Origin of the sequence: Eubacterium ruminantium (assembly GCF_900167085.1) — a bacterium.
In the GTDB taxonomy this organism is placed as follows: Bacteria; Bacillota; Clostridia; order Lachnospirales; family Lachnospiraceae; genus Eubacterium_Q; species Eubacterium_Q ruminantium.
Map to the genome: position 1 here is coordinate 112,110 of NZ_FUXA01000004.1, position 24,261 is coordinate 136,370.

Below are 24,261 nucleotides of genomic sequence, written 5' to 3' on the forward strand. Positions count from 1 at the left end.
GAATTGTCAGATAAGAAAGGAAGAAAAAAATGAGTGAACTAAGACAGATAGCTATTTATGGAAAAGGTGGTATTGGAAAATCCACAACAACACAGAATCTTACAGCAGGACTTGTTGAGCATGGTAAGAAGGTCATGGTAGTAGGATGTGACCCTAAGGCAGACTCAACAAGACTTCTCCTCGGCGGACTCGCTCAGAAAACAGTTCTCGATACTATTCGTGAAGAGGGCGAGGATATAGCACTTGACAGAATCCTTAAAGAAGGATACGGCGGAACACGATGCGTAGAATCGGGCGGACCTGAACCGGGTGTTGGTTGTGCCGGACGAGGAATCATCACATCAATCAACATGCTTGAGAACCTTGGAGCTTATACAGACGATCTTGATTATGTATTCTATGACGTACTTGGAGACGTTGTTTGTGGTGGTTTCGCAATGCCTATCAGAGAAGGTAAGGCTAAAGAGATTTACATTGTTGCCAGTGGTGAAATGATGGCTCTTTACGCAGCTAACAACATTTCAAAGGGTATTCAGAGATATGCAAGAACAGGTGGAGTTAGACTTGGTGGTATCATCTGTAACTCAAGAAACGTAGACAGAGAGTTGGATCTTCTCCGTGCATTCTCAAAGGAACTTGGAACAAAGCTTCTTTACTTCGTACCAAGAGACAACATCGTTCAGCATGCAGAGATCAACAAGAAGACAGTTATCGAGTACAGACCTGATTCAAACCAGGCTCAGGAATACAGAAACCTTGCTCAGGCTGTTATCGAGAATAAAGATTTCGTTATCCCAACACCAATGACTCAGGAAAGACTCGAAGAGATCCTTATGGAGTTCGGTATGATGGAACTTGCTGATGATTACAAGATCTAATCATTCAGCCTGATCATTTGACTTGATCACTTAACTTGATCACTTAATTTAATTACTTGGTCAGATCAGTAAATTTATTACAGAATAAAAGGTTTCAAAAGTATTTTTGACACCTAGATCATGAAATAAAAAAGATAATTATTACGTATATAAATATTTATTTAGAAAGGACGTGCACTATGGCAAATATCAACACATCAATTGCAGAATTAGTAGGAAAAACACCTCTTCTTGAGCTTACAAATTACGAGAAGAATCACAATCTTAAGGCTAAGATTCTTGTTAAACTTGAGTATTTTAACCCAAATCAGAGCGTTAAAGACAGAATTGCACTTGCCATGATAGAGGATGCTGAGAAGAAGGGTCTTCTTAAGCCGGGCTATACAGTAGTTGAGACAACAAGTGGTAATACAGGTATCGGACTTGCAGCTATAGCAGCAGCTAAGGGATATAAGTTCAGAGTATATATCCAGGATAATGTAAGCCAGGAAAGATTCCAGGTAATCAGAGCATTTGGTGGTGAGCCAATTAAGCTTTCTACAGTTCCTGTAATTGCTGAAGTATTGGAAGAGACAAATGGAGACTTCGTTGCAGCAATCGGTGCTCTCAGAGAAAAAGTACTTGCTAAGGAAGAGAATATCTTCTTCGTAGATCAGACAGCAAACCCTGCAAACCCAGGGGTTCATGAAGCAACAACAGGTCCTGAGATCTGGAATGATACAGACGGAAATGTAGATATCCTTGTAGCTAACGTTGGTACAGGGGGTACAGTTTCAGGAACAGGTAAGTTCTTAAAGAGCAAGAATCCTGACATTAAGGTAGTAGCTATTCAGCCTGGTCCAAATTCAATTCCAAGCGAAGCTAATCCTGAACCGGAAGAAATCACAGGTGTACATCCTTTCGAAGGTGTTCCGGCAGAGAGAGTTCCTTCAACAATGGACTTAAATGTATATGATGAAAAGGTTGAAGTTGAGACTATAGAAGCATTTAGAGCAGCAAGAGAAGTTGCTAAGTCAGATGGTATCCTTATCGGTACATCATCAGGTGCAGCAATTCATGCAGCTACACGTCTTGCTGAGAGACCGGAAAATGAAGGAAAGACAATCGTAGCAATCCTTCCTGATACAGGTCTTAGATATTTATCAACAAATCTTTTCAATGAGGAATATCAAGGATAGGAGAAAAAATAATGGCAATTAATCTTAGTAATTCAAATATAGCCACAAGAGAAAACAGAATTGGTTCAATTACAGGCTATGTTGGTTCATTAAAAGATCTGGCCGAGAAGAGTGAATGTGGAACTCTTAAGGGATGTTCCAGATGTTTCTCTCAGTCAAGTACATGTCTTTCAATGTGCGGACTTTCACAGCTTGCAGCAATACGTGATGTTGCGATCATCCATCACGGACCGGCCGGATGTTCTGTTTCAGGGGCCGGTTCATACTACATGTCACGAGTTATGGCTAAGAAGCGTGGCGTAACAAGTAATACTATTTATGTCGGCACAGACATGAACGAAAATGATACTATTTTCGGATCAACAGAGACTTTAAGAAAAGTTATTCTTGAGGTTAATAAGAGATATTCACCAAAGGCAATATTTGTATCAAGCTCATGTGCAACAGGTATTATCGGTGAAGATATCGACAGTATAGTAGATGAAGTAAGAGACGAAGTTGGAGTTCCTATCGTTGCTGTTCACTGCGAAGGTTTCAAGTCAAGAATTTGGGCAACAGGTTTTGATATTTCTGACCATGCTGTATTACAGGAAATTGTTCAGCCACCTAGAGAAGGAGTTAAGTCAAATAAGATCAACTTCAAGAACTTTTTCGAAAGTGCAAGACCTGAGATCATTGAGATGTTTAAGAACTTTGATCTTGAGCCTGTATTCTTATATTGTAACTCAACAGTTGAAGAGTTATCACATCTTTCAGAGAGTGTAGCTACTACATGTATCTGTGGTACTCTTGGTAACTACATCGGAAATGCTCTTGAAGAGAAGTACGGTGTTCCTTATATCAGAAGTATCAATCAGTGCGGTATCAAGGGATTTGAAGCTTGGCTCAGAGAAATCGGAAGAGTTACAGGCCGCTTAGATAAGGTTGAGAAGTATATCGAAGAGCAGAGAGCAATCTATCTCCCTCAGATCGAGGAAGTTAAGAAGCAGCTTGAAGGACATACAGCAGTTCTTGGTATGGGTCCTGGTTATACATTCGAAGTTTCACGTGTTCTTGATGAACTTGGACTTAAGGTTGTATGGGCACTTGCATGGCATTATGACAAGAAGTATGAAAATGGAGATGTTCCACCTTCAATGAAGTACCTTCTTGAAAATGATATTGATTTCGAAGCCAGCGTTGCGGATCAGCAGAACTATGAGGTTATGAACATCCTTAAGAAGTACAATCCGGATGTTTATTTCTCTCGTCATCCGGGCTCAACAGTATGGGCTATCAAGAATGGTACACCTGCTGTTTATGTTGCTGATGAGTATACAATGTTTGGTTATAAGCATACTTTAGAGTTTGCAAAGAATATTCTTGATGCTATAAATAACAGAAGCTTTGAAGAGAATCTTGCCAAGAGATCAAAGCTTCCATACACAGACTGGTGGTATGAGCAGAATGTGGATACTTTCTTAGAGGAGGCAAATTAATGGCTAAACTATTAGATAAACAAAGATATAAATGTGCATTAGGCGCAATGCAGAGTGTACAGGCTATAACACGTGCCTTACCTATTCTTCATTCCGGTCCCGGTTGTGCTCAGAAGCTTTCAGAGTCTATCGGAAGTTCAGGATATTTCTCACCAAATATCTTCCCATGTACAAGTATCAATGAGAAGGACGTTGTATTTGGTGGTGTTAAGAAACTTAATTCTACTATAGAGAATGCGCTCAAAGTTATTGATGCAGATCTTTATGTAGTACTTACAGGATGTATTCCTGAAATCGTTGGTGATGATTCAGGTGAAGTGGTTTCAAGATTCGCTGACAGCGATAAGCCTGTTATCTATGCTCCAACAGCAGGATTTAAGGGAAATAACTTCAAAGGTCATGAGCAGGTTGTTAATGCGATAATCGATCAGTACCTTAAGAAGTCAGATAAAAAGCAGAAAGGTCTTGTAAATATCTGGGCTGACGTTCCATATCAGGATCTTTTCTGGTTAGGAAATATAAGAGAGCTTGAGAAGCTTGTAGCTGAACTTGGTCTTACACCAAATACTATTTTCGGATATCAGAGAGGAATCGATAATATCAATAAGATTCCTGAAGCTGAATTCAATCTCCTTGTATCTCCATGGGTTGGTCTTTCAAGTGTTAAGAAGTTAGAGAAGAAATTCGGAACACCTTATTTACACTATAAGACACTTCCTATCGGTGCAACAGAGACAAGCAAGTTCCTCAGAGAAGTTGGTAAGTTTGCCGGAGTTGAGGAAGCTAAGGTTGAAGCTGTTATAAAGGAACATGAGGATTATTTCTACTATCTTATTGAAAGATATGCAGATCTTTTCCTTGAGAACCGAGTTATCAATAAGCAGTTCACAGTTGTAGCTGATGCTCAGTATTCACTTGCAATCACTAAGTTCCTTGTAAATGATCTCGGACTTACACCTGCTAAGCAGTTCGTAGTAGATGATACTCCTAAGAATTATCAGGAAGATATCAGAGAAGAATTCAAGAAGCTTAACTACAATCTTGAAGCTGAGGTTTCATTTGAAACTGATGGTTATAAGATTCATGAAGAGATCAAGAATCATGATTATCATGGATATCCACTTGTTCTTGGCGGATACTATGAGAAGGAAGTAACAGAAAATCTTAAAGGAAACTTCCTTAATATCTCATGGCCTGTACAGGATAAGGTAGTATTTGATAACTTCTATGTAGGTTATGCAGGTGGTATCAGACTTATTGAAGATATCTATACAGTTGCTGTCTCAAGATTTAACTAATATTATAACGGAGGTTTTGCAATGGCATATAAGATTGCAGTCGGAACTTCTGATGGAGTAAATGTTGACCTGAAATTTGGTGAGGTTACAAGTTTTACCATCTATGAGGTTGACGGACTCGAATATAAAAAGATAGAGGATAGAACTACGCAGGCAAGCGAAAAGGAACAGGTTGAGGGAAATGCAGCAAACTGTAATGCAGAAGGCTGTAAGTCAGACGGATGTTCCGGAAACGGCCATAGATGTGGCGGCGGTGCGGCAGTTGAGGAGAGAGTAACACTTATTGATGATTGTCGTTGTGTAGTATGTAAGAAGGTCGGTTTCCAGGCGCAGAAGCAGTTTGAAAGAAAAACCATATCTGTATTCGATATTGAATGCAGTGTTGCAGAAGCGCTTGAAAAGATTTCGGCATACTTTAATAAGATCGATAACAATGTATCATTAAGAAGAAAAGTTTAATAAATCGATTTATGATCCGGAAATGATCATAATCTAAAAAAACTCCGAAGGGTTTTCTTTCGGAGTTTTTTTAAGTATAATAGATATATAAAATCATATCAACCGCTGGTAGAGTGACGTATTTACGTGCTTTTTCAGAGACTTGTCAACTCAGGGTTCATTGTAATGATAACCGGACAATATTATATTTGGTACATACAAAACAGTCATGAACATACAAGGAGGAATTCGATATGAATTTATTAAAAGACATGGGAACCATTAATTTTGGAAATATTTCATTTGCGGATATTAAGGAATATCTTCCCATTATCATTCCGCTGGCTTTAGTTGAAGTTGCTCTTCTTTTAGCAGCATGGATACACATTTTTAGACATAAGAATTACAAAAGAGGAAATAGAGTGATCTGGTTACTTGTTTCACTCATCACTATATTAGGACCTGTATTATATTTTGTTCTTGGAAAAGAAGAGGAATAAAAAGAGGGAATTATGCTGAAGATTAGTGGGTTAAAGAAAAGTTTTGGAGATAAGGAAGTCATAAAAGGGCTTGATATGCACATTCCAAGTCATAGCATTTTCGGACTTGCCGGAAGAAACGGGGCAGGAAAGACAACTGTTATGAAGATGATACTTGGGCTTATTAAGGCCGATGAAGGGGAGATATATGTCGGTGATGAGAAGGTTGTATTTGGAAATACACCGACTAACAGATTTGTTGGTTATCTTCCGGATGTTCCTGAATTCTATTCATTTATGAATGCAAGAGAATATCTTAGATTTTGCGGAGAGATAACGGGACTTCCTAAAAATGAGATAAAAGACAGAAGTGAGGAACTTCTTGAAAAGGTAGGGCTTGCAGAAGAAAAACACAGGATAAAGGGTTACTCGAGAGGTATGAAGCAAAGGCTCGGTATTGCGCAGGCTCTTCTCGGCCGACCTAAACTTCTTATATGTGACGAGCCTACTTCCGCACTTGATCCGGTAGGAAGAAAAGACGTGCTTGATATACTGAGTTCTGTTAAGGATGAGACCTCGGTTATATTTTCCACACATATTCTTACTGATGTTGAGAGAATATGTACAGATATAGCATTTCTTAGTGACGGAGTTATAAAACTTTCGGGCAAAACGGATGAGATAAGGGATAGATACAGATCAGAAGAATTATATATTGAATATGATGCCATCTCAGACAAGGTTAAAGAAAAGCTTCTTAAGAAGTTTAATGATGCAGTTTCCGGTGAAGATATAAATAATAATATGAAGTTTGATATGAGTAAAGGCGAGTATGCTGAGCTTATTTATTTTATCGCTGATAATAATATTATGATTCATAAAATGGAGCGAATTGAACCATCATTTGAAGATATATTTTTGGAGGTGACCGGAGAGTGAGAAGTCTTAATGCTGTGATCGGTAAAGAATTCAAAGAACAGTACCGGTCAGGAAAAATATATATATTACTGGGAGTATTTGCGCTAATAGGGATTATGAATCCTTTTATCACGAAGCTTACTCCGGTAATACTTGAAAAGCTGTCAGGGGAATTGGCTGATCAGGGATTTGTTGTTGGCAAAATATCTGCTAATGCACTCAATTCATGGGAGCAGTTTTATAAGAATATACCGCTGGGACTGATATCATTTATATTAATGATGGGCAGTATTTTAACAAAGGAACTGGAATCCGGAACAATAATACTAACTCTTACAAAGGGACTTAAAAGAAGCAAGGTGATCATTTCAAAATACTTTATGATGATAGTCCTTTGGAGCGTATATTACTGGATGTGTTTCGGAATCACATATGGATATAATGAATTTTACTGGGATAACAGTATTGCAAATAATATCGAGATGGCCGCATTTTTCTGGTGGCTTTTCGGAATACTGATGATCTCTGCTTTGATATTTGTATCAAGCATGTCCGGATCCGGAGGTATCGTTCTTGCAGGAACAGGATTGTTCTATATCATTATGGTGCTTGCGGGGATGTTTCCGAAAATCAGAAAATATATATGCCTCAGGCTGACTGACGGAGTTGAAATACTTAAAGGTACGGTATCGGTTGAGGATTATCTGATACCGGCTGTGATCGCCGGGGCAGTATCGCTTTTCATGTTGATACTCAGTATCTGTATATTTAATAAGAGAAGGATATGATACTGATCGGATTATGCTTCCGGAGGATTTTCAGGAAGATATTGATATATAAAATTTTAGAAATAGCAGAATAAATAGTGACCGTAGTCATATATATAAATATGACCGCGGTCACTATTTTGATGTGAAGACGGATGATATTATAAGTGAAGAAAATGACTACATGATACCAATACTACCTCATTTTGAAAGGGGATTTTGAATATGAAGAAAAAATATTTGATGGCAGTAATGATAATTATGATATTATGCTTTGGACTGACTGGTTGTGATAAATATTCATCCAGCTATAGTGCAGTACTTCTTGTAAGAAGTAATACCTCAAAGAGCGCAAGTACAAGTTTTTATAAATTAAAAGGACAGTTAGCATTTAAGCTTAAAAGCAAAAAAGCTAATGGAGTTATTAAGTATAAGGGGAATGTTGAAAAAGGTGAGATTACTGTTTATGTAGATGATGGGGATAAGAAAGAACTTTTTACTGTAAAGAGCGGAGAAAAGGTCGATACTTCTTCGGTTTCCGTGAATAAAGGAAGTGTTTATGTTGTCATCAAGACAAAGGGGACATGCACAAATGGGTCATTTGATTTTGAGGTGAAATAAATTATACAATTTTCATTTTTTGCAGGGAGGAAATTAAAAATGAAGAGTCGTCTATCGGCTATGAAGTATATAAAAAATAATAAAAAGATATGTGGAGTGCTTATAAGCTCGCTGGCCATGACATTTATGGTCATGTATATAGTAGCATTTGCTTTATATGTAAATGTTGAAAGTGCTAAGACTTCGATCATCTCTCAAAGAGAAAATATCATTTATGTAGACCTAAGTATGGAAACTTTGGGTGTAAACAGGGATGATTATGAAGAAGGGCGAGAAGGCTTTATTAAATTCACTGAGGATTTAACTGCCGCAAAGGAAGAGCTGGCCCAAAAGCTTGAGGCGATAGACGGAATAGACAAGGTATATCCGTATGAGCAGGTTCTCAATGTGAATTATGAAGCTTTGATAGGTGAAACAGGTTATATATTCCCTTTGGTAGCTCCTGAAAAAGTTCCTGAAATTCTTGAACATTCCGGTGCAGAGCTTATAGACGGAAGACTCCCGGAAGCGGAAGGTGAGATTGTAGCCGACGAAGCTATTATGAAAAATCAGTCCATAAAAATAGGTGATTATTTCATGAGTGATACTTATGGAAGAGGTTTCAAGGTCGTGGGTGTTGTTAAGTCTGATAATCTTACTGTGGTAGGAACCCCAACAGGAACAAACTGCGGTTATTATATGATAATACTTTGTAATAAAGATACCGCATCATTCTATGAATTGGCTGAAAAGATCGGATTAAAGTGTTCTGAAAAGGATAATATCGATGATCTTACGGAAGGCCGGAGATTCTATGAGGATGAAGTTGAAGGAGCCATGGTACCGGTTATAAAAGGAATTATTTTGGTTGTTGTGGTGTTTCTCGCAATATCTCTTATCATCGCATATATTTCATTTTTACGAAATAGAGTTAATGAATACTGCCTTTATACATCTTTGGGATATTCACGAAAAGATGTATATATGATGATCATGAAGGAATTGCTTTTTATGATTGTGGCGGGGGTCATTATTGGATTCTTTATTACCTTAGGCGTAATGAAAATCTTTGATGTGACAATGATCTACCCGAGCGGTCTTAAGTCAAAATGGCTTTTGACAGAACAGCTGGAATTTATATTTGCTGCTTTAATCGTGATAATCGGTATTCTGCAGATTCCTGTTATTCTTGCAATCAATAAGATAAAAACGATTGATATGATGGAGGATTAAGATATGTTTGAGATAAAAAATCTTAGTATGATATATGACATGGAAAGTGATGATAAATTATATGCGCTTGATGGTATAAACCTTGAACTGCCGGACACGGGACTGGTAGGTATAATAGGCCCTTCAGGAAGCGGAAAAAGTACCCTTATGTACTGCATGTCATCGCTTAAAAAGCCTTCAGAAGGAGTAATAAAATATAAAGATAAAGATATTACCTCTATAAAGGACAGGGAGCGGGAAGTGCTCAGAAGAAAAGAATTCGGATTTGTATTCCAGAAGCATTATCTGGTTCCTTATATGAGCGCCCTTGATAATATACTTGTTGCAGGAACCGACAGCACTGAAGAATTGGTTGAAAATGCAAAAACATATATGAAGCAGCTTGGCTTAAAGGAAGCTGAATTTAGAAAAAAACCGGCGAAGCTTTCCGGCGGACAGTGTCAGAGAGTTGCTATAGCAAGAGCTATGATCAATAATCCGAAAGTTCTTTTTGCTGATGAACCTACAGCATCACTGGATCATGAAAATTCATTTAATGTAATGAAGATTTTGAAGAAATATTCTAATGACAGACTGGTAATAGTTGTTACACACGATAGAACAGTATTAAGTGATGTCGATATCTTGATCGAGATGTGGGATGGAAAGATCAGCGGTGTTAATTCCGGAAATTAATAGAAAGGGATAAAGTGATGAAGCCTTTTTCAGCAGGATATTATATAAAAAAGAATAAGGGAAGAGCGATAATCATTATCTTTATGATGTTACTGACTACCATGATGTATATGGTGGGTAATTATATCGAAAGCCTGTGGTGGAACTGGGGCAAAGGAATAGAATATGATGACAAGATGGCGATTGCCACAGTTGTACCACCGAATATTGATGAATATAGAGACTTTGTTAATGAAATCAACGCTGATGAAAATTTAATTGTGTTTGGACAGTCAGGTCATAGTTTCGGCGGAGAATTATGGAAAACAACTATGGGATTTGAAATGGGAGGACCTTCCATCTCATTTAAAAGTGTTGATGATATGAAAGTTGTATTTGAACGTTTGGGGATCAAATGTGATTATACAAATCTGAAAAATCATAGTGTGGTTATGAGCAGGATGTATGCTGACAATCTTAATAAGAATATCGGTGATACATTTAAGGATGGACTTTTTACTCTTGATGCTCTGATAGATGATGATAGTTTTGTATTCTTTTACATTTATGAAGAGCCTGATCCTGACGACTGGTACAATATGATGATCATGAGTGACACGATGTCAGGTGATGAGCTTAGAAATTATGTCAGAAATATCATAGGTGATAGAAACATTGCGGTAGGAGATGGGGTAAAGCATGGACTTGAAGGACCTTTAGGTTCAGTGAAGTATATATTTTATGCTGTAGTGGCTATCATATCAATAATGATAGCTGTAACTCTTAACTCTGTAATTACGGGACAGTATATTAAGAGAAATTATGAATTCGCCATCTATGGTGCGATAGGAATATCAAAGAAAATGATAAGGCGAAAAGTGGCGAATGAGCTTCTTACCATGGATTTTATCGCTATCGTAATTGGTACAATAGTTATATTCCTTGCGTCATTTATATTAAATGAAATGCTCTACAAACCAAAGGGAATGTATCTGCCGTATTTTTCAATCATCGGAGTGATTGGAGTTATAATAGGAAATGTACTTGTTGTAGGACCACTGATATTTTTCAAAGGTCGCAAGATGTGCAAGATCGATGTTACGGAATTCTAAATTAAAAACGGTGAAGGATAAATAATATAAGAAAAGCCGGGTCGTATCTCGAAAGATATGACCCGTTTTTTGTCGTACCGATTTGAATTATAAAAAATGATGTAAGAATTTTTATATTTTTATACTGAGAGTATATTGAATAAAATTTTGATGTTTGTTAATCTCGATAATGCTGATACTATATTTATATTATATTATTCAGCAATAGTAGTTTGGAAAATTATGGGATTTTAACGGGAACGATAGATTTTACAGGGACGATAGAGTTAAAAAACGATATATTTTCTGTAGAAACGATAGGATTTTGAACAGACAATAAAGGTAAGAAATTTGAATTAGGTGATAAAGTTATGAAGTACGCAAATAAAAATCAAAACAGTATATATAAAAAGGCACTTATACTGGCTGTTCCGATGATGATACAGAATGGTATAACCAATGCTGTCGGACTCGTTGATAATCTTATGGTTGGAAGCCTTGGAACTGAGCAAATGACAGCTGTTTCCATAGTTGGACAGCTTATATTTGTCTTCAATCTTGCTATATTCGGAGGCTTGTCCGGACCGGGCATCTATAGTGCTCAGTATTTTGGTAAGGGTGATATTGACGGAGTCAGGAAGATATTCAGATTGAAGTTCTGGATAGGACTGACATGCACAATACTTGGAACGATAGTATTTATACTCTTTGGAAAAAATCTTATAAATCTGTATCTTCACGGAAATAGCGAAGAGATTGATAAGGTGAAAACTCTCGATTTTGGAATGAGCTATATGTGGATAATGATCATAGGATTTATTTTCTTTACGATCACGCAGGTTTATGCATCAAGTCTTAGAGAAACCGGTGAAAGTATAAAACCTATGATAGCAGGTATATGCTCCGTTGCGACTGATGTTGTACTGAATTATTTACTTATTTACGGTAAATACGGTGCGCCTAAAATGGGAGTAAGGGGTGCTGCAGTTGCAACAGTAATTGCAAGATTTGTTGAAATGACGGTTATCATTACGTCTGCTCATTTAAGAACCGATAAGCATAAGTTCCTTAAGAATATTTACAGAACACTGAAAGTTCCGAAGAATGTTGCATTTACAGTTATTAAAAAGGGATTTCCGATATTTATAAATGAATTTTCATGGGCCGGAGGAATTGCTGTTTTAACTCAGTGCTACTCACTTAGAGGACTTGAAGTTATTGCAGGAATGAATATATCAAATGCAATATGCAACCTTCTGAATGTTGTATTTATCGCTATGGGAGGTGCCGTTGGTATAATCATCGGACAGATGCTTGGAGCTTCACAGTATGATGAAGCTGAAAAAAGTGCCATTAAACTTATGTGGTTTACCGGGACTATATGTATAATCCTGACGGCTATTCTTATTTCCCTATCCGGTATATTCCCGAAGGCTTATGATACAACAGATATAGTAAAAAGATACGGAACAAGATTCATTATCATAACCGCGGCATTTTTCCCGCTTCAGGGATTTTTGAATTCTTTATATTTTACATTGAGATCCGGAGGAAAAACGCTTATAACGCTTTTCTTTGACAGCGGATATACATGGGCCGTAGCTGTAACACTTGCATTGATTTTATGTAATTTGACAAACCTTTCGATATTTACGATATATCTGATAATACAGCTTATGGACATTATAAAAGTAATTATTGGATATATACTTATCAAAAAGAAAATATGGCTCAATAATCTCGTTGTATGATAAAAAGGCACAAACCATTTTATACATTCGCTGAAAATACAGACATAAGAACCGTAATGGAAATAATCGACACTATTGTCGATATTGCAATGGCATTGGATAATATCTCTGTGTCTTCACCCATTTTTTCCGACTGTATAAGAGGGAGATTTCCCACAGGCATTGCAGCCATAAGGCAAAGCCCAAGTATAGTTACAGAATTAAATTTCATGGCTTTAAGTGCGAAGAATAATCCTATAGGTACTATGATCATTCGTATAGCTATATAAAGCCAGATACGGATATTCTTGAAACCTTTAATAAAATTAGATCTTGCGATACTTACACCGAGAAGAGTCATTGAAAGGAATACAGTTGCATTTCCTATGAAACTGATACTGTCATTGATGATTCTCGGTGGTTTATAATCAAACCAAAATACAACCAGGGCAAGGATTGCTGTGATCGTTCCCGGACTGAAGATCTTGCTGAATTTCATTTTTTCTTTTCCGTTACTGAGAACCACAAGTCCGTGAGTATAGAAAAGAAGGCTGTACATTACGTTACATACGATAACATAAAGGATCGCATTTTCCGGAAGTATAGCCCTTGCAACAGGAAGACCGATAAAACCGACATTGGTATAAATGGTCATAAGATTATAAAATCTGCTGCTATATTTGTCGCATCGAAGTATCTTCGGAAGTATGAAGCCGAGTATAATAAGGCCTGCATAAAATGAAGCGCCGAGAATAAGCGCTGTAATGAGGTCCTTATGTGTGGCAGTGATATTTCCGGATAAGATTGACGCAAGTATAAGAGCCGGGTTGCAAATATCCATGATGATCACGGAAAGCTTTTGAGAAACGGTGTCATCTATGGTTTTTCTTTTGTATAAATATATTCCTATTGCAACAAGTATGGTGATGACGCCCATCTGCTGCAAAACTATTTCTGAACTCATTTTCTTCCTCACATATCATAAAGTATCAGTATTATAGCACATCTTTTATTTTTTCCAACAAATATTTATCTTATTACAATTTACAATAACGGTATTTATCTTATTACAATTTACAATAACGGATCTACGATCATAAAATTATATACCACGAGGCGATTGACAGAATGCCCTCTAAATTATACTCTAAAATGTATCACTTAAGAGTAAGGAGGGCACTATGAAGAATAATCTGAAGAAAATGGCAGGGTATTATAAACCTTATATGGGAACGTTCCTTACGGATATGTTCTTTGCATTTTTAGCGTCCATTATCAGTTTGGTGATCCCTCTTGCAGTAAGATATATAACTTCGGAAATTATAAATATGTCCTCAAATGAGGCTGTCAAAAGAGTTCTGATAATCGGCGGAGTGCTTATTGCTCTTACATTGATCCAGTGTCTTGCGAATTATTATATTATCAACATCGGTCACGTCATGGGAGCGAAAATGGAATATGACATGCGTGCTGAGATATTTGCCCATTATCAGAAATTATCATTTTCATTCTTTGATGAGCAGAAGGTCGGTCAGCTTATGAGCAGGATCACATCGGACCTTTTTGATATTTCCGAGCTTCTTCATCATGGACCTGAAAATATAGCAATTTCAGTTATCAAGATACTTGGAGCATTTATCATCCTTATGAATATAAGCGGTTATCTGACTATAGCTGCATTTGTACTTGTGCCGGTTATGTTTATCTATTCTTATTTCCTGAATAAGAAAATGAAGAAAGCATTTATGGAAAACAGGGTTCAGATAGCTGAGATAAATACTCAGATTGAGGATAACCTTTCGGGAATAAGAGTTGTAAAATCATTTGCAAATGAAGATATTGAAAGAGAAAAGTTCAAGGTTGGAAATGACGGATTCCTGAAGGCCAAGAAGCAGAGCTATTATTATATGGGACTTTTTCATTCGGGAATGAAAGCATTTACGATGCTCATAAATGTAGTTGTAATTATGAGCGGTGGTGTACTTATTGCGAAGAATAAAGTAGATGTTTCGGATTTTGTGGCATTTCTGCTTTATATCAATATTTTCACTGATCCGATAAGAACCCTGATCGATTTCACGGAGCAGTTTCAGAATGGATATTCGGGCTTTGAAAGATTTATGCAGATCATGGCTATTGAGCCGGATGTCAAAGACAGTAAGAATGCGGTACCTCTTAAGGATGTAAGAGGAGATATAGTTTTTGATGACGTATCATTTAAATATAAAGATACAGAACATAGAGTTTTAAGACACATAAATCTGGATGTAAAAGCAGGTTCGTATGTTGCTCTTGTAGGTTCGTCGGGAGGTGGAAAGACGACTCTCTGCAGCCTTATACCAAGATTTTATGATGTTACTAATGGAAGCATAAAGATAGACGGAAAAGATGTAAGAGATGTAACTCTTCAGAGCCTCAGGGAGAATATAGGTATAGTTCAGCAGGATGTTTATCTTTTCTCGGGAACCGTATATGACAATATAAGATATGGTAAGCCCGGGGCTACGAGAGAGGAAGTTATAGAGGCTGCGAAGCTGGCAAATGCTCATGATTTTATCATGGAACTTCCGAATGGATATGATACCGATATCGGACAAAGAGGAGTTAAGCTTTCCGGAGGACAAAAGCAGAGACTGTCTATTGCAAGAGTATTTTTGAAGAATCCTCCGATTCTTATATTTGATGAAGCAACAAGTGCTCTTGATAATGAAAGTGAAAATATAGTCAAAGAATCCTTGGAAAGACTGGCTTCCAACAGAACAACATTTGTTATAGCACATAGACTTTCAACGATTAAAAATGCTGAAAGGATACTTGTTCTATCCGAAAATGGAATAGAAGAAAGCGGTACTCATGATGAACTTATGAAGAAGGACGGTCTTTATGCTCAGTTATACAAATGGACAAAATAGAATTATAACGCCTGTTATAACGAAAAAGACCGAAAAAATGAGTGATTTGCAGGGTTTGAAGGCCTAAAAACAAATGTTAAGATTTTATTAATGAAACAGGATCAATGTGTAAATCTTCATATTGCATTGATCCTTTTTTATTTGTCGAAAATAGCCGAAAATCCGCGAAAAATATAGGGAAAAGCAGAAATCGGTACCGGTTGAAATGAATGTTAATAATTTATTTAGAATTAAATATAGCCAAAATTATTCGTCAAAATGCACAAATTAGATTTGTTGATTTATGCATATCGTATGTATTATCATATTCCAAGAGTCATAAACGGGGCGTGAGTTTATGATCTTGCATATTTATTTATGTAGTGAGGTTAAAGTTTTTTAAGAGAGAGTCGGAAAAAACAAAGTATTGAAGGTGATAAAGTATTTATTGAACGATAGTTCGGTTATCAAATGCATTTCATATGCATAAGGGCTTTATGTTTAGGAGGTAAGTTTCACGTGGCAAATAATGAGAAGGCAACATTGATTGCTACAATTAAGGCACAGATGGAAAGAGAGCAGAACGCAAAAAAAACTCAGGTTTCCATCAACCAGGATTTGTTGGAATTAGTAGGTAATTCAAAATCCAAAGTCGTTGTTGAGGAGAAGAAAAAGAAAAAACCTCTTAGGTTTTTGTCTCCTGAAGAAGTAGATATGATTGAAGAACGAAAGAGAATCAAGATGAGACAGGAGTTCGAGGGCCTGGCTCAGTAACTTTAAAAAAGATGTGTTTTGGCGGCGCATCTTTTTTAGTTGACAATAAGTGAAATTGTATTATACAATCAAAAAAAATAAAGTAACGGAGGATACCAATGAAGAGATTTTCTTGCTAATAATTTAAGATACCCATTAATAGCATTAGGATAATTATGCTTATTTTTGGATGGATATAGCAGGAAAATTCATTGCGTTTATTATATATTGTGATAAGAGCTTAATTAAGACTCTTTATTTCGGTTATTAATGCTACGGATTTTTTCCGTAGCATTTTTGCTTTATATGTAATTATGTTTTTGATAAAGCAGAAATCGCTGTTCTATATGAAACTTTTTGGTGAAACAGAACATGATGATTACCTGTGCATGATCCATCCTGCTTATCGGAAGGGAGAAGATTATATGTCATTAATAAAAGTTTCAAATCTAACATTTTGCTATGAAGGTAGTTTCGATAATATATTTGATAATGTATCATTTTTGGTTGATACGGATTGGAAGTTAGGATTCGTAGGAAGAAATGGAAAAGGAAAGACAACATTTCTGAAGATTCTTCAAGGTGAACTGGAATATGAGGGGGCTATATCCAAGAGTGTCGAATTTGATTATTTTCCTTATACATTTGATAAGGATGATAAAGAGATTACGGCAATCGATCTTATGGATAAATGGAAACCGGGTGTGGAGTTCTGGAGAGTTATGATTGAACTGTCTGAATTAAAGCTGGACAGTGAGATACTTTATAGACCATTTATTACATTAAGTCACGGTGAACGCACAAAGGTTATGCTTTCGGTTCTTTTCTCGGGAGATAATGATTTTCTTTTGATCGACGAACCGACAAATCATGTTGATATAACCGGGCGCGATATTATAAAGGATTATCTGGCGCGAAAGAAGGGATTTATACTTGTATCCCATGACAGAGATCTGCTTGATGAATGTGTCGATCATGTGCTTGTACTGAACCGTTCGTCCATAGAAGTTCAGACAGGTAATTTCAGCAGCTGGCTGGAGAATAAAGAAAAAACAGATGCTTTTAAATTAGCTGAAAATGAAAAGCACAAAAAAGAGATAGTCAAACTTAAAATAGCAGCTGACAGAATGTCCAGATGGGCTATTAAAAATGAAAGTACCAAGATCGGATTTGATCCATTAAAAGAGCCTGAAAGATGTATAAGCACCAGATCTTACATCGGTGCGAAGACAAAGAAAATGCAGTCAAGAGTAAAAAGCGTTCAGAACAGGATTCAAAAAGAAATAGATGAGAAAGAAGGGCTTTTGGCCGATATTGAAAGCATATGCGAGCTGAAGATCAATCCGCTTACTCATTATAAAGATACGCTTATTGTGTGCAAGGATGTAAGCATCGGATATTCCGACAGCAGAGTCGAAGTGAGCAGCGAATGTTCGGATAGCAGGAGCGATGGAACCAACAGAGATTCCGGGGATAAAGTCGATGTGATAAGCGGCATTTCATTTAAACTTAATCGCGGAGACCGTATGTTTATTTCAGGGCAAAATGGCTGCGGCAAATCAAGTCTTATAAAAGCCATACTTAAAAAACTTGGTAAAGAAGAGGCGAGTGCTGAGAATATAAAGATATCCGGGGAGATGTATCTGGCTTCGGATCTTACGGTATCATATATCAATCAGGATACTTCAAGGATAAAAGGAAAGCTTAAAGATTACGCGCTAAATGAAGGGGTAGATTATACGCTATTACTTACATTGCTTAGAAAGCTTGATCTAAATGCAGTTCAGTTCGAAAAAGACATAAGTGAGTTTTCTGAGGGACAGAAAAAGAAAGTGCTTATAGCTACAAGCCTTATTACTCCGGCACATATTTATATTTGGGATGAGCCCCTTAACTATATTGATGTTTTTTCGAGAATGCAGCTTGAAAAACTGATAGAAAGATATAAGCCTACAATGATCATTGTCGAGCATGATAAGTATTTCGGAAGTAAACTTGCGACAACTGAATTAAAAATATCAGATGGTACTGTGAAGTTTATCTCGGAGGTATCAACAACAGAAGGTTTATGATATACTCTATAAAGACAGTTTATGACTTATTTATATAGAAGGAAGGTAATAAGATGTATAAGAAACTTGCTAAACTTGTTATGTATAGAGACGCAGGTGAAAATAGTATTTTATATAATGTTTCAAGGATCATATATGATTATAAGAATAATTGTATAGATAAAGAAGAAACCGTGAGCCGCATTTATCAGGAGATAAGAAATCTGCTTGAAGTGGCAACAAGCTTCGGTTTCGATAAGAATCTTTGGAGAGATTATATTGCATTTTATATCATCATGAATGAAAATCCATTTTCTTTGACATGTGAACGTTCAGGCGCAAGTGACGGAAGTGTAAATGAATTTGCAAAAAATGATATGAAGATATTTAAGGAAATATCGGAATATGATTTCAGCGAGCTTGAAAAGGAGCTGGGCATTGATTGCTTTTCTGTCATCACGGATTACAAGTCAATCGAGAAAAGAGAGCAGCTTTATAACAGAAATGTAAGCAAATATGTTCGAAGAATAAGCGATGGTATAGCTTCTTCAAAGGATGAAAATGAAATATTTGATATAATCACTTCCTTCTATAAAGATCATGGCGTGGGAATGTTCGGTCTTAACAAGGCATTCCGAGTAAATAGAGACAGAAGGGGTAGACTTGAGTTTACAGCTATCAAAAATTCGGACGAGGCATCTCTTGATAAGCTTGTGGGATATGAGATACAGAAGAAAAAACTTCGTGATAACACTGAAGCTTTTGTTATGGGAAGAAAGGCCAATAACTGCCTTCTTTACGGTGACAGAGGAACAGGAAAGTCTACAAGTATCAAGGCTATAATAAATGAATATTACAGCAGCGGTCTTAGAATGATCGAGATATTTAAGCATCAGCTTGGTGAATTGGCAGCTGTCATTTCAGAGGTAAAGAATAGAAATTATAAATTCATAATCTATATGGATGATCTTTCATTTGAGGATTTTGAGACAGAGTATAAATATTTAAAGGCTGTTATAGAAGGCGGTCTTGAAGAGAAGCCGGATAATGTTCTTATCTATGCGACTTCAAACAGAAGACATCTTATCAAAGAAACATGGAATGATCAGAATGATTATGATATGGATAAGCATCATTCGGATACAATGCAGGAGAAACTTTCCCTTGTTGATAGATTCGGTGTAACTATTAATTACAGTAAGCCTAACCAGAAGGAGTTCTTCGAAATAGTTAAAAAGCTTGCTGAGAGAAATCCGGATCTTGATATTGATGAGGCAAAACTTCTTGCTGAAGCAAATAAATGGGAAATGATGCATGGCGGCCTTTCGGGAAGAACAGCCCAGCAGTTTATTGATTATATGGTGGGAACTGCGATTCACGAGCAGTAATTTCAAATGACATCGAAAAGGAAGACAAGATGACAAAGAAGGAAAGAGCGGCAGCTGTAGTGGAAAAACTGAATAAGGAATATGGCACGGATTTATATTGCTATCTTCATTATGAGACACCGTGGCAGCTTCTTTTTGCAACCATTTTGTCTGCACAGTGTACAGATGAAAGAGTGAATATGGTGACGAAGGATCTTTATAAGAAATATCCTTCGGTTAAAAGCTTTGCTGAGGCTGATGAGAATGAACTTATGAAAGATATTTATTCCACAGGATTTTATAAGAATAAGGCGAAGAATATCATAGCCTGTGCCAAGGTCCTGATGGAGGAGTATGACGGAGAGGTTCCTTCGGATATAGATAAGTTGGTGGAGCTTCCGGGAGTGGGAAGAAAGACAGCCAACGTTATCAGAGGAAATATTTATAATGAACCAAGTATAGTTGTTGATACCCATGTGAAAAGAGTATCAAAATTGCTGGGACTTACCTCAAATGACGATCCGGTCAAGGTTGAATTCGACCTTATGAAGATCATCCCGAAAGAGCAGTGGATTCTTTATAATTTCCAGGTTATAGCTCACGGAAGAAAAGTATGTATAGCAAGACGTCCGGATTGTGATAATTGCACTCTTCGTGATGTATGTAAATCGGCAAAGTAATGCAACATATTTTTGACACTTATAAAAGATAAATGTATAATTCTAAGCATCGATTATTACGAAGAGCGTAAATGATTTTTGGGATAAAATCGGAACAAAAAAGAGTGTAACGAATCTTGTGATAAAGAATGACAAGGTTTTTTTGAAAGGAGAATTTAAAATGATAGATTTCAGTAAAAAGGGAAGTAAGAAGAAGAGAATGATAGCAGCTGCAATATGCATACTTCTTATTGCCGGAATGATAATCGGAATGCTTATAGCAGGTAGATAGGATAAGAATCGGGCCGGGAGAAGTTATGAATAAAGGAAGTATTTCGGAACTCGTATTAAAAAGAAGTGTATTGAAACATGTTCGTAGAGATAAGGATGTAGTCATAAATGGAGCAGCCATCGGAAATGATGCGTCGCTTATAAAGATTGATGATAATGAAATCCTTACAGCAAGCGGATATGCAGACAGTTTTGAGATTGGCTCCGGTGCGACAGATAAAACGGAAATAAGTGTCATGGATATGGCATTTATAAGAGCCTGCAATAATATATATGCATCAGGAGGAAGTCCTGTAACAGCCGAGATAACCGTAACTCTTGGGGCTTCTAAAAGAGAAGGATGCATCAGAAAAATGATGCATGATATCGTTGTTTATGCAGCGGAAAAAGGCATATCCATAATCGGTGGTGATACGAAAATATCAGGAGCCTTAAAAGATGATGCTGTTACTGTATCAGTCAGAGTCATCGGCAAAAAGGTTTATGAAACCGATAAGATAAAGGCCGGCGACAGATTGATCATTTGCAGAAATGCAGGAAGTTACGGCGCGTCAAATCTTGTGACTGAACATAGAGACAGATTATCCGGAAAACTTCCGGAGAGTTATCTTGATGAAGCAATCATAAAAGATAAAGAATATTTTGATATTTCTTCTCTTTCTGCTGCAGCATATGGCAGCGGTGCGAAATATGTTCATGATATTTCATTTGGCGGTATTTATACAGCCATATATCAGTCTACTGATAGAGCGAGTCTCGGAGTAAAAGTGATACATGAAAATATTCCTATCGATCAGAAAACCATAGAGATATCAGAGGCACTTGGCATTAATCCATATCTTCTTTGTGGAACAGGCGGACTTATAGCAGTATGCAGTCCTGAACATGAGGAGGAAGTGCTGAAAAACCTAAGCGCCATGCTTTATCAAAAAGAAGGAATAAATCCGGGAGATGATATTTCCGGTATTTGTCATCCGGAAGTAAAATCTGCAGGTGAATATACCAAGGAGAAGCTTAGATATATAACTTCCGAGGTATATAAGATCAACAGAGTAATAGATCTTCCTGACGGAGACAGTATATTTATTTAATACAAACCCGTAACTCAAGTGTTTATAAGATACGAGGCTACACAGGATTCAGGTGTTTATATGAAACGGGCTACACAGGATTCAAGTGTTTATATGAAACGGACTACGCAGGATTCAAGTGTTTATAAGATACGAGGCTACACAGGATTCAGGTGTTTATATGAAACGGGCTACACAGGATTCAAGTGTTTATATGAAACGGACTACACAGGATTCAGGTGTTTATAGAATCCGGAGTTACATAGGATTTATGACATAGAAATAAATTATGCAATTATAAATCGGAAGATAAATGTAGTGGGCTAAAAGATTAAGGAGGCAGCAAAATGAGTGAAGATATAAGAGGTAGTATACTGAATATTCTTGAGAAAGACAGCAGATTATCGGCGAAAGATATAGCTGCCATGCTCGGAACAGAGGAAGATATAGTAAAAGAAAAGATTCAGGAAATGGAAAAATCCGGTATCATTGGTGGATATCATACGATGATCAACTGGGATAAATATGAAAATGATGAGAGAGTGACTGCACAGATCGGAGTTAAGATCGCGCCTATCAGAGGTGAAGGTTTTGACAGAATAGCTGAAAGGATCAGCAAGTTCGATGAAGTCAGTTCGGTATATCTTATGTCCGGAGCATCACATGATCTTATCCTTATAATTGAAGGCGAAAGCATGAAGGATATAGCTCATTTTGTTTATGACAAGATTGCACCGATGGATTCGGTGGTTTCTACTGCAACATTTTTTGTGCTCAAGAAATATAAAGAGCATAATGTAATATTTAAATCTGATAAAGATGTTGATGAAAGGATACAGGTACTGTTATGAGAAATCCTCTAAGTAAAGTGGTAACTGAACTTAAACCTTCGGGAATCAGAAAATTTTTCGATATAGTTAGTGAAATGCCTGATGCTATCTCGCTTGGAGTCGGTGAACCTGACTTTGATACACCATGGCATATTTGTGATGAAGGAATATATTCACTCGAGAAGGGTAGAACTTTTTATACCTCAAATTCAGGCCTCATCGAGCTTAGATCGGAAATTTGTAACTGGTATAAGAAAAAATACGGATGTAATTACGATCCTAAGAAGGAATGCCTTATTACGGTAGGTGGAAGTGAAGGTATAGATGTTGCTCTCAGGGCACTTATAAATCCCGGAGATGAAGTCATTATACCTGAGCCGAGTTATGTTTCATATGTACCTTGTACTCTTCTTGCCGGCGGAAAACCGGTTATCATAAATCTTAAAAATGAAAATGAATTCAAGCTTACTGCAGAAGAGTTAAGTGCAGCAATTACAGATAAGACAAAGGTACTTATTCTGTCATATCCTAACAACCCTACAGGGGCTATCATGACTAAGGAAGAACTTATTCCGATAGCAAAACTTGCGGTTGAAAAGGATATAATCGTCATTTCTGATGAGATTTATTCTGAACTTACATATGGTGACGAAGGACATTTTTCTATAGCGGCTCTTCCGGGAATGGCAGAGAGAACTATAGTTGTAAATGGTTTTTCAAAAGCATATGCAATGACAGGATGGAGACTTGGGTATGCACTTGCACCTGAAATGATCGCAGTTCAGATGACTAAGATTCATCAGTTCGCAATCATGTGTGCACCTACAACAAGCCAGTATGCTGCGATAAATGCAATCAAAGAAGGCGACAAAGATATAGCAAATATGCGTGAGTCTTATGATAAGAGAAGAAAGTTCCTTTTGAAGCAGTTCGAAGTTATGGGACTTCCTTGTTTTGAGCCGCACGGAGCATTTTATGTATTTCCGTCTATCAGTAAATTCGGTATGAGCAGTGAAGAGTTTTGTACAGAACTTCTGAGGAAGGAGAAACTTGCGGTTGTTCCGGGCTCTGCATTCGGAGAGTGCGGCGAGGGATTTGTAAGAATCTCTTACGCATATTCAATAGATGAATTACGTGAAGCTATATCACGTATTGAGCATTTTATCAGTGAGTTAAATGCGTAAAAAAGAGTTTTATTTTATGTTTTTGGGGATTACAAAATGAATGAATTTTTTACTTTAAATGATGGTTCTAAGATACCGAAGATCGGATTTGGAACTTACAATGAAGAATTTGCTGACAATAAGGAGGCAATACTTCAGGCAATTGATTGTGGATACAGATTTTTTGATACAGCTTCTCTTTATGAGACAGAGAGACCTTTAGTTAAAGAATATTCTTGAAAATGCAGAGATTAAGCCGGTTGTTGACCAGCTTGAACTTCATCCGGGTTATTCACAGGAAGCAGCAACGGAGTACTGTAAGAAAAATGATATAGTACCGATGGCATGGAGTCCTCTTGGAAGAGGAAGAGAGAATGCGACCATCGGAAATATATCCCACAGGCTAAGAGTAATCCGAATAATTAAAAAGGAAAATGATTGAGG

Annotated in this window: 24 protein-coding genes; 23 read left to right on the plus strand and 1 reads right to left on the minus strand. The window is 37.0% G+C overall.

Annotated features, from left to right (window positions below):
• The first annotated feature begins 29 nt into the window (after positions 1–29).
• The 13 genes from nifH to B5D25_RS02000 all read left to right on the plus strand — a co-directional run bounded on the left by nifH (position 30) and on the right by B5D25_RS02000 (position 12,763).
• Positions 30–878, plus strand: a complete 849-nt coding sequence (nifH, locus tag B5D25_RS01940; RefSeq protein WP_078786071.1) for a nitrogenase iron protein — start codon at positions 30–32, stop codon at positions 876–878.
• Positions 879–1,057: 179 nt separating this feature from the next.
• Entirely contained in the window at positions 1,058–2,056 is a 999-nt protein-coding gene (locus B5D25_RS01945; protein WP_078786072.1) for a PLP-dependent cysteine synthase family protein, read from the plus strand.
• Positions 2,057–2,067: 11 nt separating this feature from the next.
• The gene (locus tag B5D25_RS01950; RefSeq protein ID WP_078786073.1) at positions 2,068–3,534 is read left to right on the plus strand and encodes a nitrogenase component 1; all 1,467 of its coding nucleotides are present in this window, start codon (positions 2,068–2,070) and stop codon (positions 3,532–3,534) included.
• Positions 3,534–4,832, plus strand: coding sequence for a nitrogenase component 1 (locus B5D25_RS01955; protein ID WP_078786074.1), 1,299 nt, complete (start codon positions 3,534–3,536; stop codon positions 4,830–4,832). The genes B5D25_RS01950 and B5D25_RS01955 overlap by 1 nt, the downstream gene beginning before the upstream one ends.
• A gap of 21 nt (positions 4,833–4,853) precedes the next feature.
• Complete coding sequence (locus tag B5D25_RS01960) at positions 4,854–5,291, plus strand: NifB/NifX family molybdenum-iron cluster-binding protein (RefSeq protein WP_078786075.1); 438 nt, start codon at positions 4,854–4,856, stop codon at positions 5,289–5,291.
• A 233-nt stretch (positions 5,292–5,524) separates the two neighbouring features.
• The gene (locus B5D25_RS01965) at positions 5,525–5,770 is read left to right on the plus strand and encodes a PLDc N-terminal domain-containing protein (RefSeq protein ID WP_242870161.1); all 246 of its coding nucleotides are present in this window, start codon (positions 5,525–5,527) and stop codon (positions 5,768–5,770) included.
• 12 nt (positions 5,771–5,782) lie between these two features.
• Positions 5,783–6,688, plus strand: coding sequence for an ABC transporter ATP-binding protein (locus tag B5D25_RS01970; protein WP_078786076.1), 906 nt, complete (start codon positions 5,783–5,785; stop codon positions 6,686–6,688).
• Positions 6,685–7,455 (plus strand): ABC transporter permease, encoded by a 771-nt coding sequence (locus tag B5D25_RS01975; RefSeq protein ID WP_159444051.1) that lies wholly within the window; start codon positions 6,685–6,687, stop codon positions 7,453–7,455. Before B5D25_RS01970 ends, B5D25_RS01975 begins: the two co-directional genes overlap by 4 nt.
• A gap of 204 nt (positions 7,456–7,659) precedes the next feature.
• Positions 7,660–8,055 (plus strand): hypothetical protein, encoded by a 396-nt coding sequence (locus tag B5D25_RS01980; protein ID WP_078786078.1) that lies wholly within the window; start codon positions 7,660–7,662, stop codon positions 8,053–8,055.
• 39 nt (positions 8,056–8,094) lie between these two features.
• Positions 8,095–9,267, plus strand: a complete 1,173-nt coding sequence (locus tag B5D25_RS01985) for an FtsX-like permease family protein (protein ID WP_078786079.1) — start codon at positions 8,095–8,097, stop codon at positions 9,265–9,267.
• A gap of 3 nt (positions 9,268–9,270) precedes the next feature.
• Complete coding sequence (locus B5D25_RS01990) at positions 9,271–9,942, plus strand: ABC transporter ATP-binding protein (protein WP_078786080.1); 672 nt, start codon at positions 9,271–9,273, stop codon at positions 9,940–9,942.
• Positions 9,943–9,959: 17 nt separating this feature from the next.
• A complete protein-coding gene (locus tag B5D25_RS01995) occupies positions 9,960–11,033 on the plus strand; it encodes an FtsX-like permease family protein (RefSeq protein WP_078786081.1) in 1,074 nt (357 codons plus the stop codon).
• Between the two features lie 350 nt (positions 11,034–11,383).
• Positions 11,384–12,763, plus strand: coding sequence for an MATE family efflux transporter (locus tag B5D25_RS02000; RefSeq protein ID WP_078786082.1), 1,380 nt, complete (start codon positions 11,384–11,386; stop codon positions 12,761–12,763).
• A 19-nt stretch (positions 12,764–12,782) separates the two neighbouring features.
• Here B5D25_RS02000 and B5D25_RS02005 read toward each other — a convergent pair whose 3' ends face one another.
• Positions 12,783–13,706 (minus strand): AEC family transporter, encoded by a 924-nt coding sequence (locus B5D25_RS02005; protein WP_078786083.1) that lies wholly within the window; start codon positions 13,704–13,706, stop codon positions 12,783–12,785.
• 217 nt (positions 13,707–13,923) lie between these two features.
• On the opposite strand from B5D25_RS02005, the gene B5D25_RS02010 reads away from it, so the two are divergent.
• From B5D25_RS02010 to B5D25_RS13275, 10 genes are all read left to right on the plus strand, one after another.
• Entirely contained in the window at positions 13,924–15,654 is a 1,731-nt protein-coding gene (locus B5D25_RS02010; protein WP_078786084.1) for an ABC transporter ATP-binding protein, read from the plus strand.
• A gap of 498 nt (positions 15,655–16,152) precedes the next feature.
• Positions 16,153–16,407, plus strand: a complete 255-nt coding sequence (locus B5D25_RS02015) for a hypothetical protein (protein WP_078786085.1) — start codon at positions 16,153–16,155, stop codon at positions 16,405–16,407.
• Between the two features lie 404 nt (positions 16,408–16,811).
• Positions 16,812–18,458 carry an ATP-binding cassette domain-containing protein gene (locus B5D25_RS02020; protein WP_078786241.1) on the plus strand — a complete coding sequence of 549 codons (1,647 nt, stop codon included), beginning with the start codon at positions 16,812–16,814 and terminating at the stop codon, positions 18,456–18,458.
• Between the two features lie 53 nt (positions 18,459–18,511).
• Positions 18,512–19,825, plus strand: coding sequence for an ATP-binding protein (locus B5D25_RS02025; RefSeq protein WP_078786086.1), 1,314 nt, complete (start codon positions 18,512–18,514; stop codon positions 19,823–19,825).
• Between the two features lie 29 nt (positions 19,826–19,854).
• Positions 19,855–20,484 carry an endonuclease III gene (nth, locus tag B5D25_RS02030; protein ID WP_078786087.1) on the plus strand — a complete coding sequence of 210 codons (630 nt, stop codon included), beginning with the start codon at positions 19,855–19,857 and terminating at the stop codon, positions 20,482–20,484.
• A gap of 296 nt (positions 20,485–20,780) precedes the next feature.
• Positions 20,781–21,845 (plus strand): AIR synthase related protein, encoded by a 1,065-nt coding sequence (locus tag B5D25_RS02035; RefSeq protein WP_078786088.1) that lies wholly within the window; start codon positions 20,781–20,783, stop codon positions 21,843–21,845.
• Between the two features lie 326 nt (positions 21,846–22,171).
• Positions 22,172–22,675, plus strand: coding sequence for an Lrp/AsnC family transcriptional regulator (locus tag B5D25_RS02040; protein ID WP_479723621.1), 504 nt, complete (start codon positions 22,172–22,174; stop codon positions 22,673–22,675).
• The gene (locus B5D25_RS02045) at positions 22,672–23,838 is read left to right on the plus strand and encodes a pyridoxal phosphate-dependent aminotransferase (protein WP_078786089.1); all 1,167 of its coding nucleotides are present in this window, start codon (positions 22,672–22,674) and stop codon (positions 23,836–23,838) included. The genes B5D25_RS02040 and B5D25_RS02045 overlap by 4 nt, the downstream gene beginning before the upstream one ends.
• A gap of 36 nt (positions 23,839–23,874) precedes the next feature.
• Positions 23,875–24,057 carry a hypothetical protein gene (locus tag B5D25_RS02050; protein ID WP_078786090.1) on the plus strand — a complete coding sequence of 61 codons (183 nt, stop codon included), beginning with the start codon at positions 23,875–23,877 and terminating at the stop codon, positions 24,055–24,057.
• A 10-nt stretch (positions 24,058–24,067) separates the two neighbouring features.
• Positions 24,068–24,259 carry a hypothetical protein gene (locus B5D25_RS13275; RefSeq protein ID WP_423230076.1) on the plus strand — a complete coding sequence of 64 codons (192 nt, stop codon included), beginning with the start codon at positions 24,068–24,070 and terminating at the stop codon, positions 24,257–24,259.
• The last annotated feature ends 2 nt before the right edge of the window (positions 24,260–24,261 follow it).

Bases quoted from the DNA above. Each gene is read 5' to 3' on its own strand.
- nifH (WP_078786071.1), top strand. From the start codon at position 30: ATGAGTGAACTAAGACAGATAGCTATTTATGGAAAAGGTGGTATTGGA.
- B5D25_RS01945 (WP_078786072.1), top strand. From the start codon at position 1,058: ATGGCAAATATCAACACATCAATTGCAGAATTAGTAGGAAAAACACCT.
- B5D25_RS01950 (WP_078786073.1), top strand. From the start codon at position 2,068: ATGGCAATTAATCTTAGTAATTCAAATATAGCCACAAGAGAAAACAGA.
- B5D25_RS01955 (WP_078786074.1), top strand. From the start codon at position 3,534: ATGGCTAAACTATTAGATAAACAAAGATATAAATGTGCATTAGGCGCA.
- B5D25_RS01960 (WP_078786075.1), top strand. From the start codon at position 4,854: ATGGCATATAAGATTGCAGTCGGAACTTCTGATGGAGTAAATGTTGAC.
- B5D25_RS01965 (WP_242870161.1), top strand. From the start codon at position 5,525: ATGAATTTATTAAAAGACATGGGAACCATTAATTTTGGAAATATTTCA.
- B5D25_RS01970 (WP_078786076.1), top strand. From the start codon at position 5,783: ATGCTGAAGATTAGTGGGTTAAAGAAAAGTTTTGGAGATAAGGAAGTC.
- B5D25_RS01980 (WP_078786078.1), top strand. From the start codon at position 7,660: ATGAAGAAAAAATATTTGATGGCAGTAATGATAATTATGATATTATGC.
- B5D25_RS01985 (WP_078786079.1), top strand. From the start codon at position 8,095: ATGAAGAGTCGTCTATCGGCTATGAAGTATATAAAAAATAATAAAAAG.
- B5D25_RS01990 (WP_078786080.1), top strand. From the start codon at position 9,271: ATGTTTGAGATAAAAAATCTTAGTATGATATATGACATGGAAAGTGAT.
- B5D25_RS01995 (WP_078786081.1), top strand. From the start codon at position 9,960: ATGAAGCCTTTTTCAGCAGGATATTATATAAAAAAGAATAAGGGAAGA.
- B5D25_RS02000 (WP_078786082.1), top strand. From the start codon at position 11,384: ATGAAGTACGCAAATAAAAATCAAAACAGTATATATAAAAAGGCACTT.
- B5D25_RS02005 (WP_078786083.1), bottom strand. From the start codon at position 13,706: ATGAGTTCAGAAATAGTTTTGCAGCAGATGGGCGTCATCACCATACTT.
- B5D25_RS02010 (WP_078786084.1), top strand. From the start codon at position 13,924: ATGAAGAATAATCTGAAGAAAATGGCAGGGTATTATAAACCTTATATG.
- B5D25_RS02020 (WP_078786241.1), top strand. From the start codon at position 16,812: ATGTCATTAATAAAAGTTTCAAATCTAACATTTTGCTATGAAGGTAGT.
- B5D25_RS02025 (WP_078786086.1), top strand. From the start codon at position 18,512: ATGTATAAGAAACTTGCTAAACTTGTTATGTATAGAGACGCAGGTGAA.
- nth (WP_078786087.1), top strand. From the start codon at position 19,855: ATGACAAAGAAGGAAAGAGCGGCAGCTGTAGTGGAAAAACTGAATAAG.
- B5D25_RS02035 (WP_078786088.1), top strand. From the start codon at position 20,781: ATGAATAAAGGAAGTATTTCGGAACTCGTATTAAAAAGAAGTGTATTG.
- B5D25_RS02040 (WP_479723621.1), top strand. From the start codon at position 22,172: ATGAGTGAAGATATAAGAGGTAGTATACTGAATATTCTTGAGAAAGAC.
- B5D25_RS02045 (WP_078786089.1), top strand. From the start codon at position 22,672: ATGAGAAATCCTCTAAGTAAAGTGGTAACTGAACTTAAACCTTCGGGA.
- B5D25_RS02050 (WP_078786090.1), top strand. From the start codon at position 23,875: ATGAATGAATTTTTTACTTTAAATGATGGTTCTAAGATACCGAAGATC.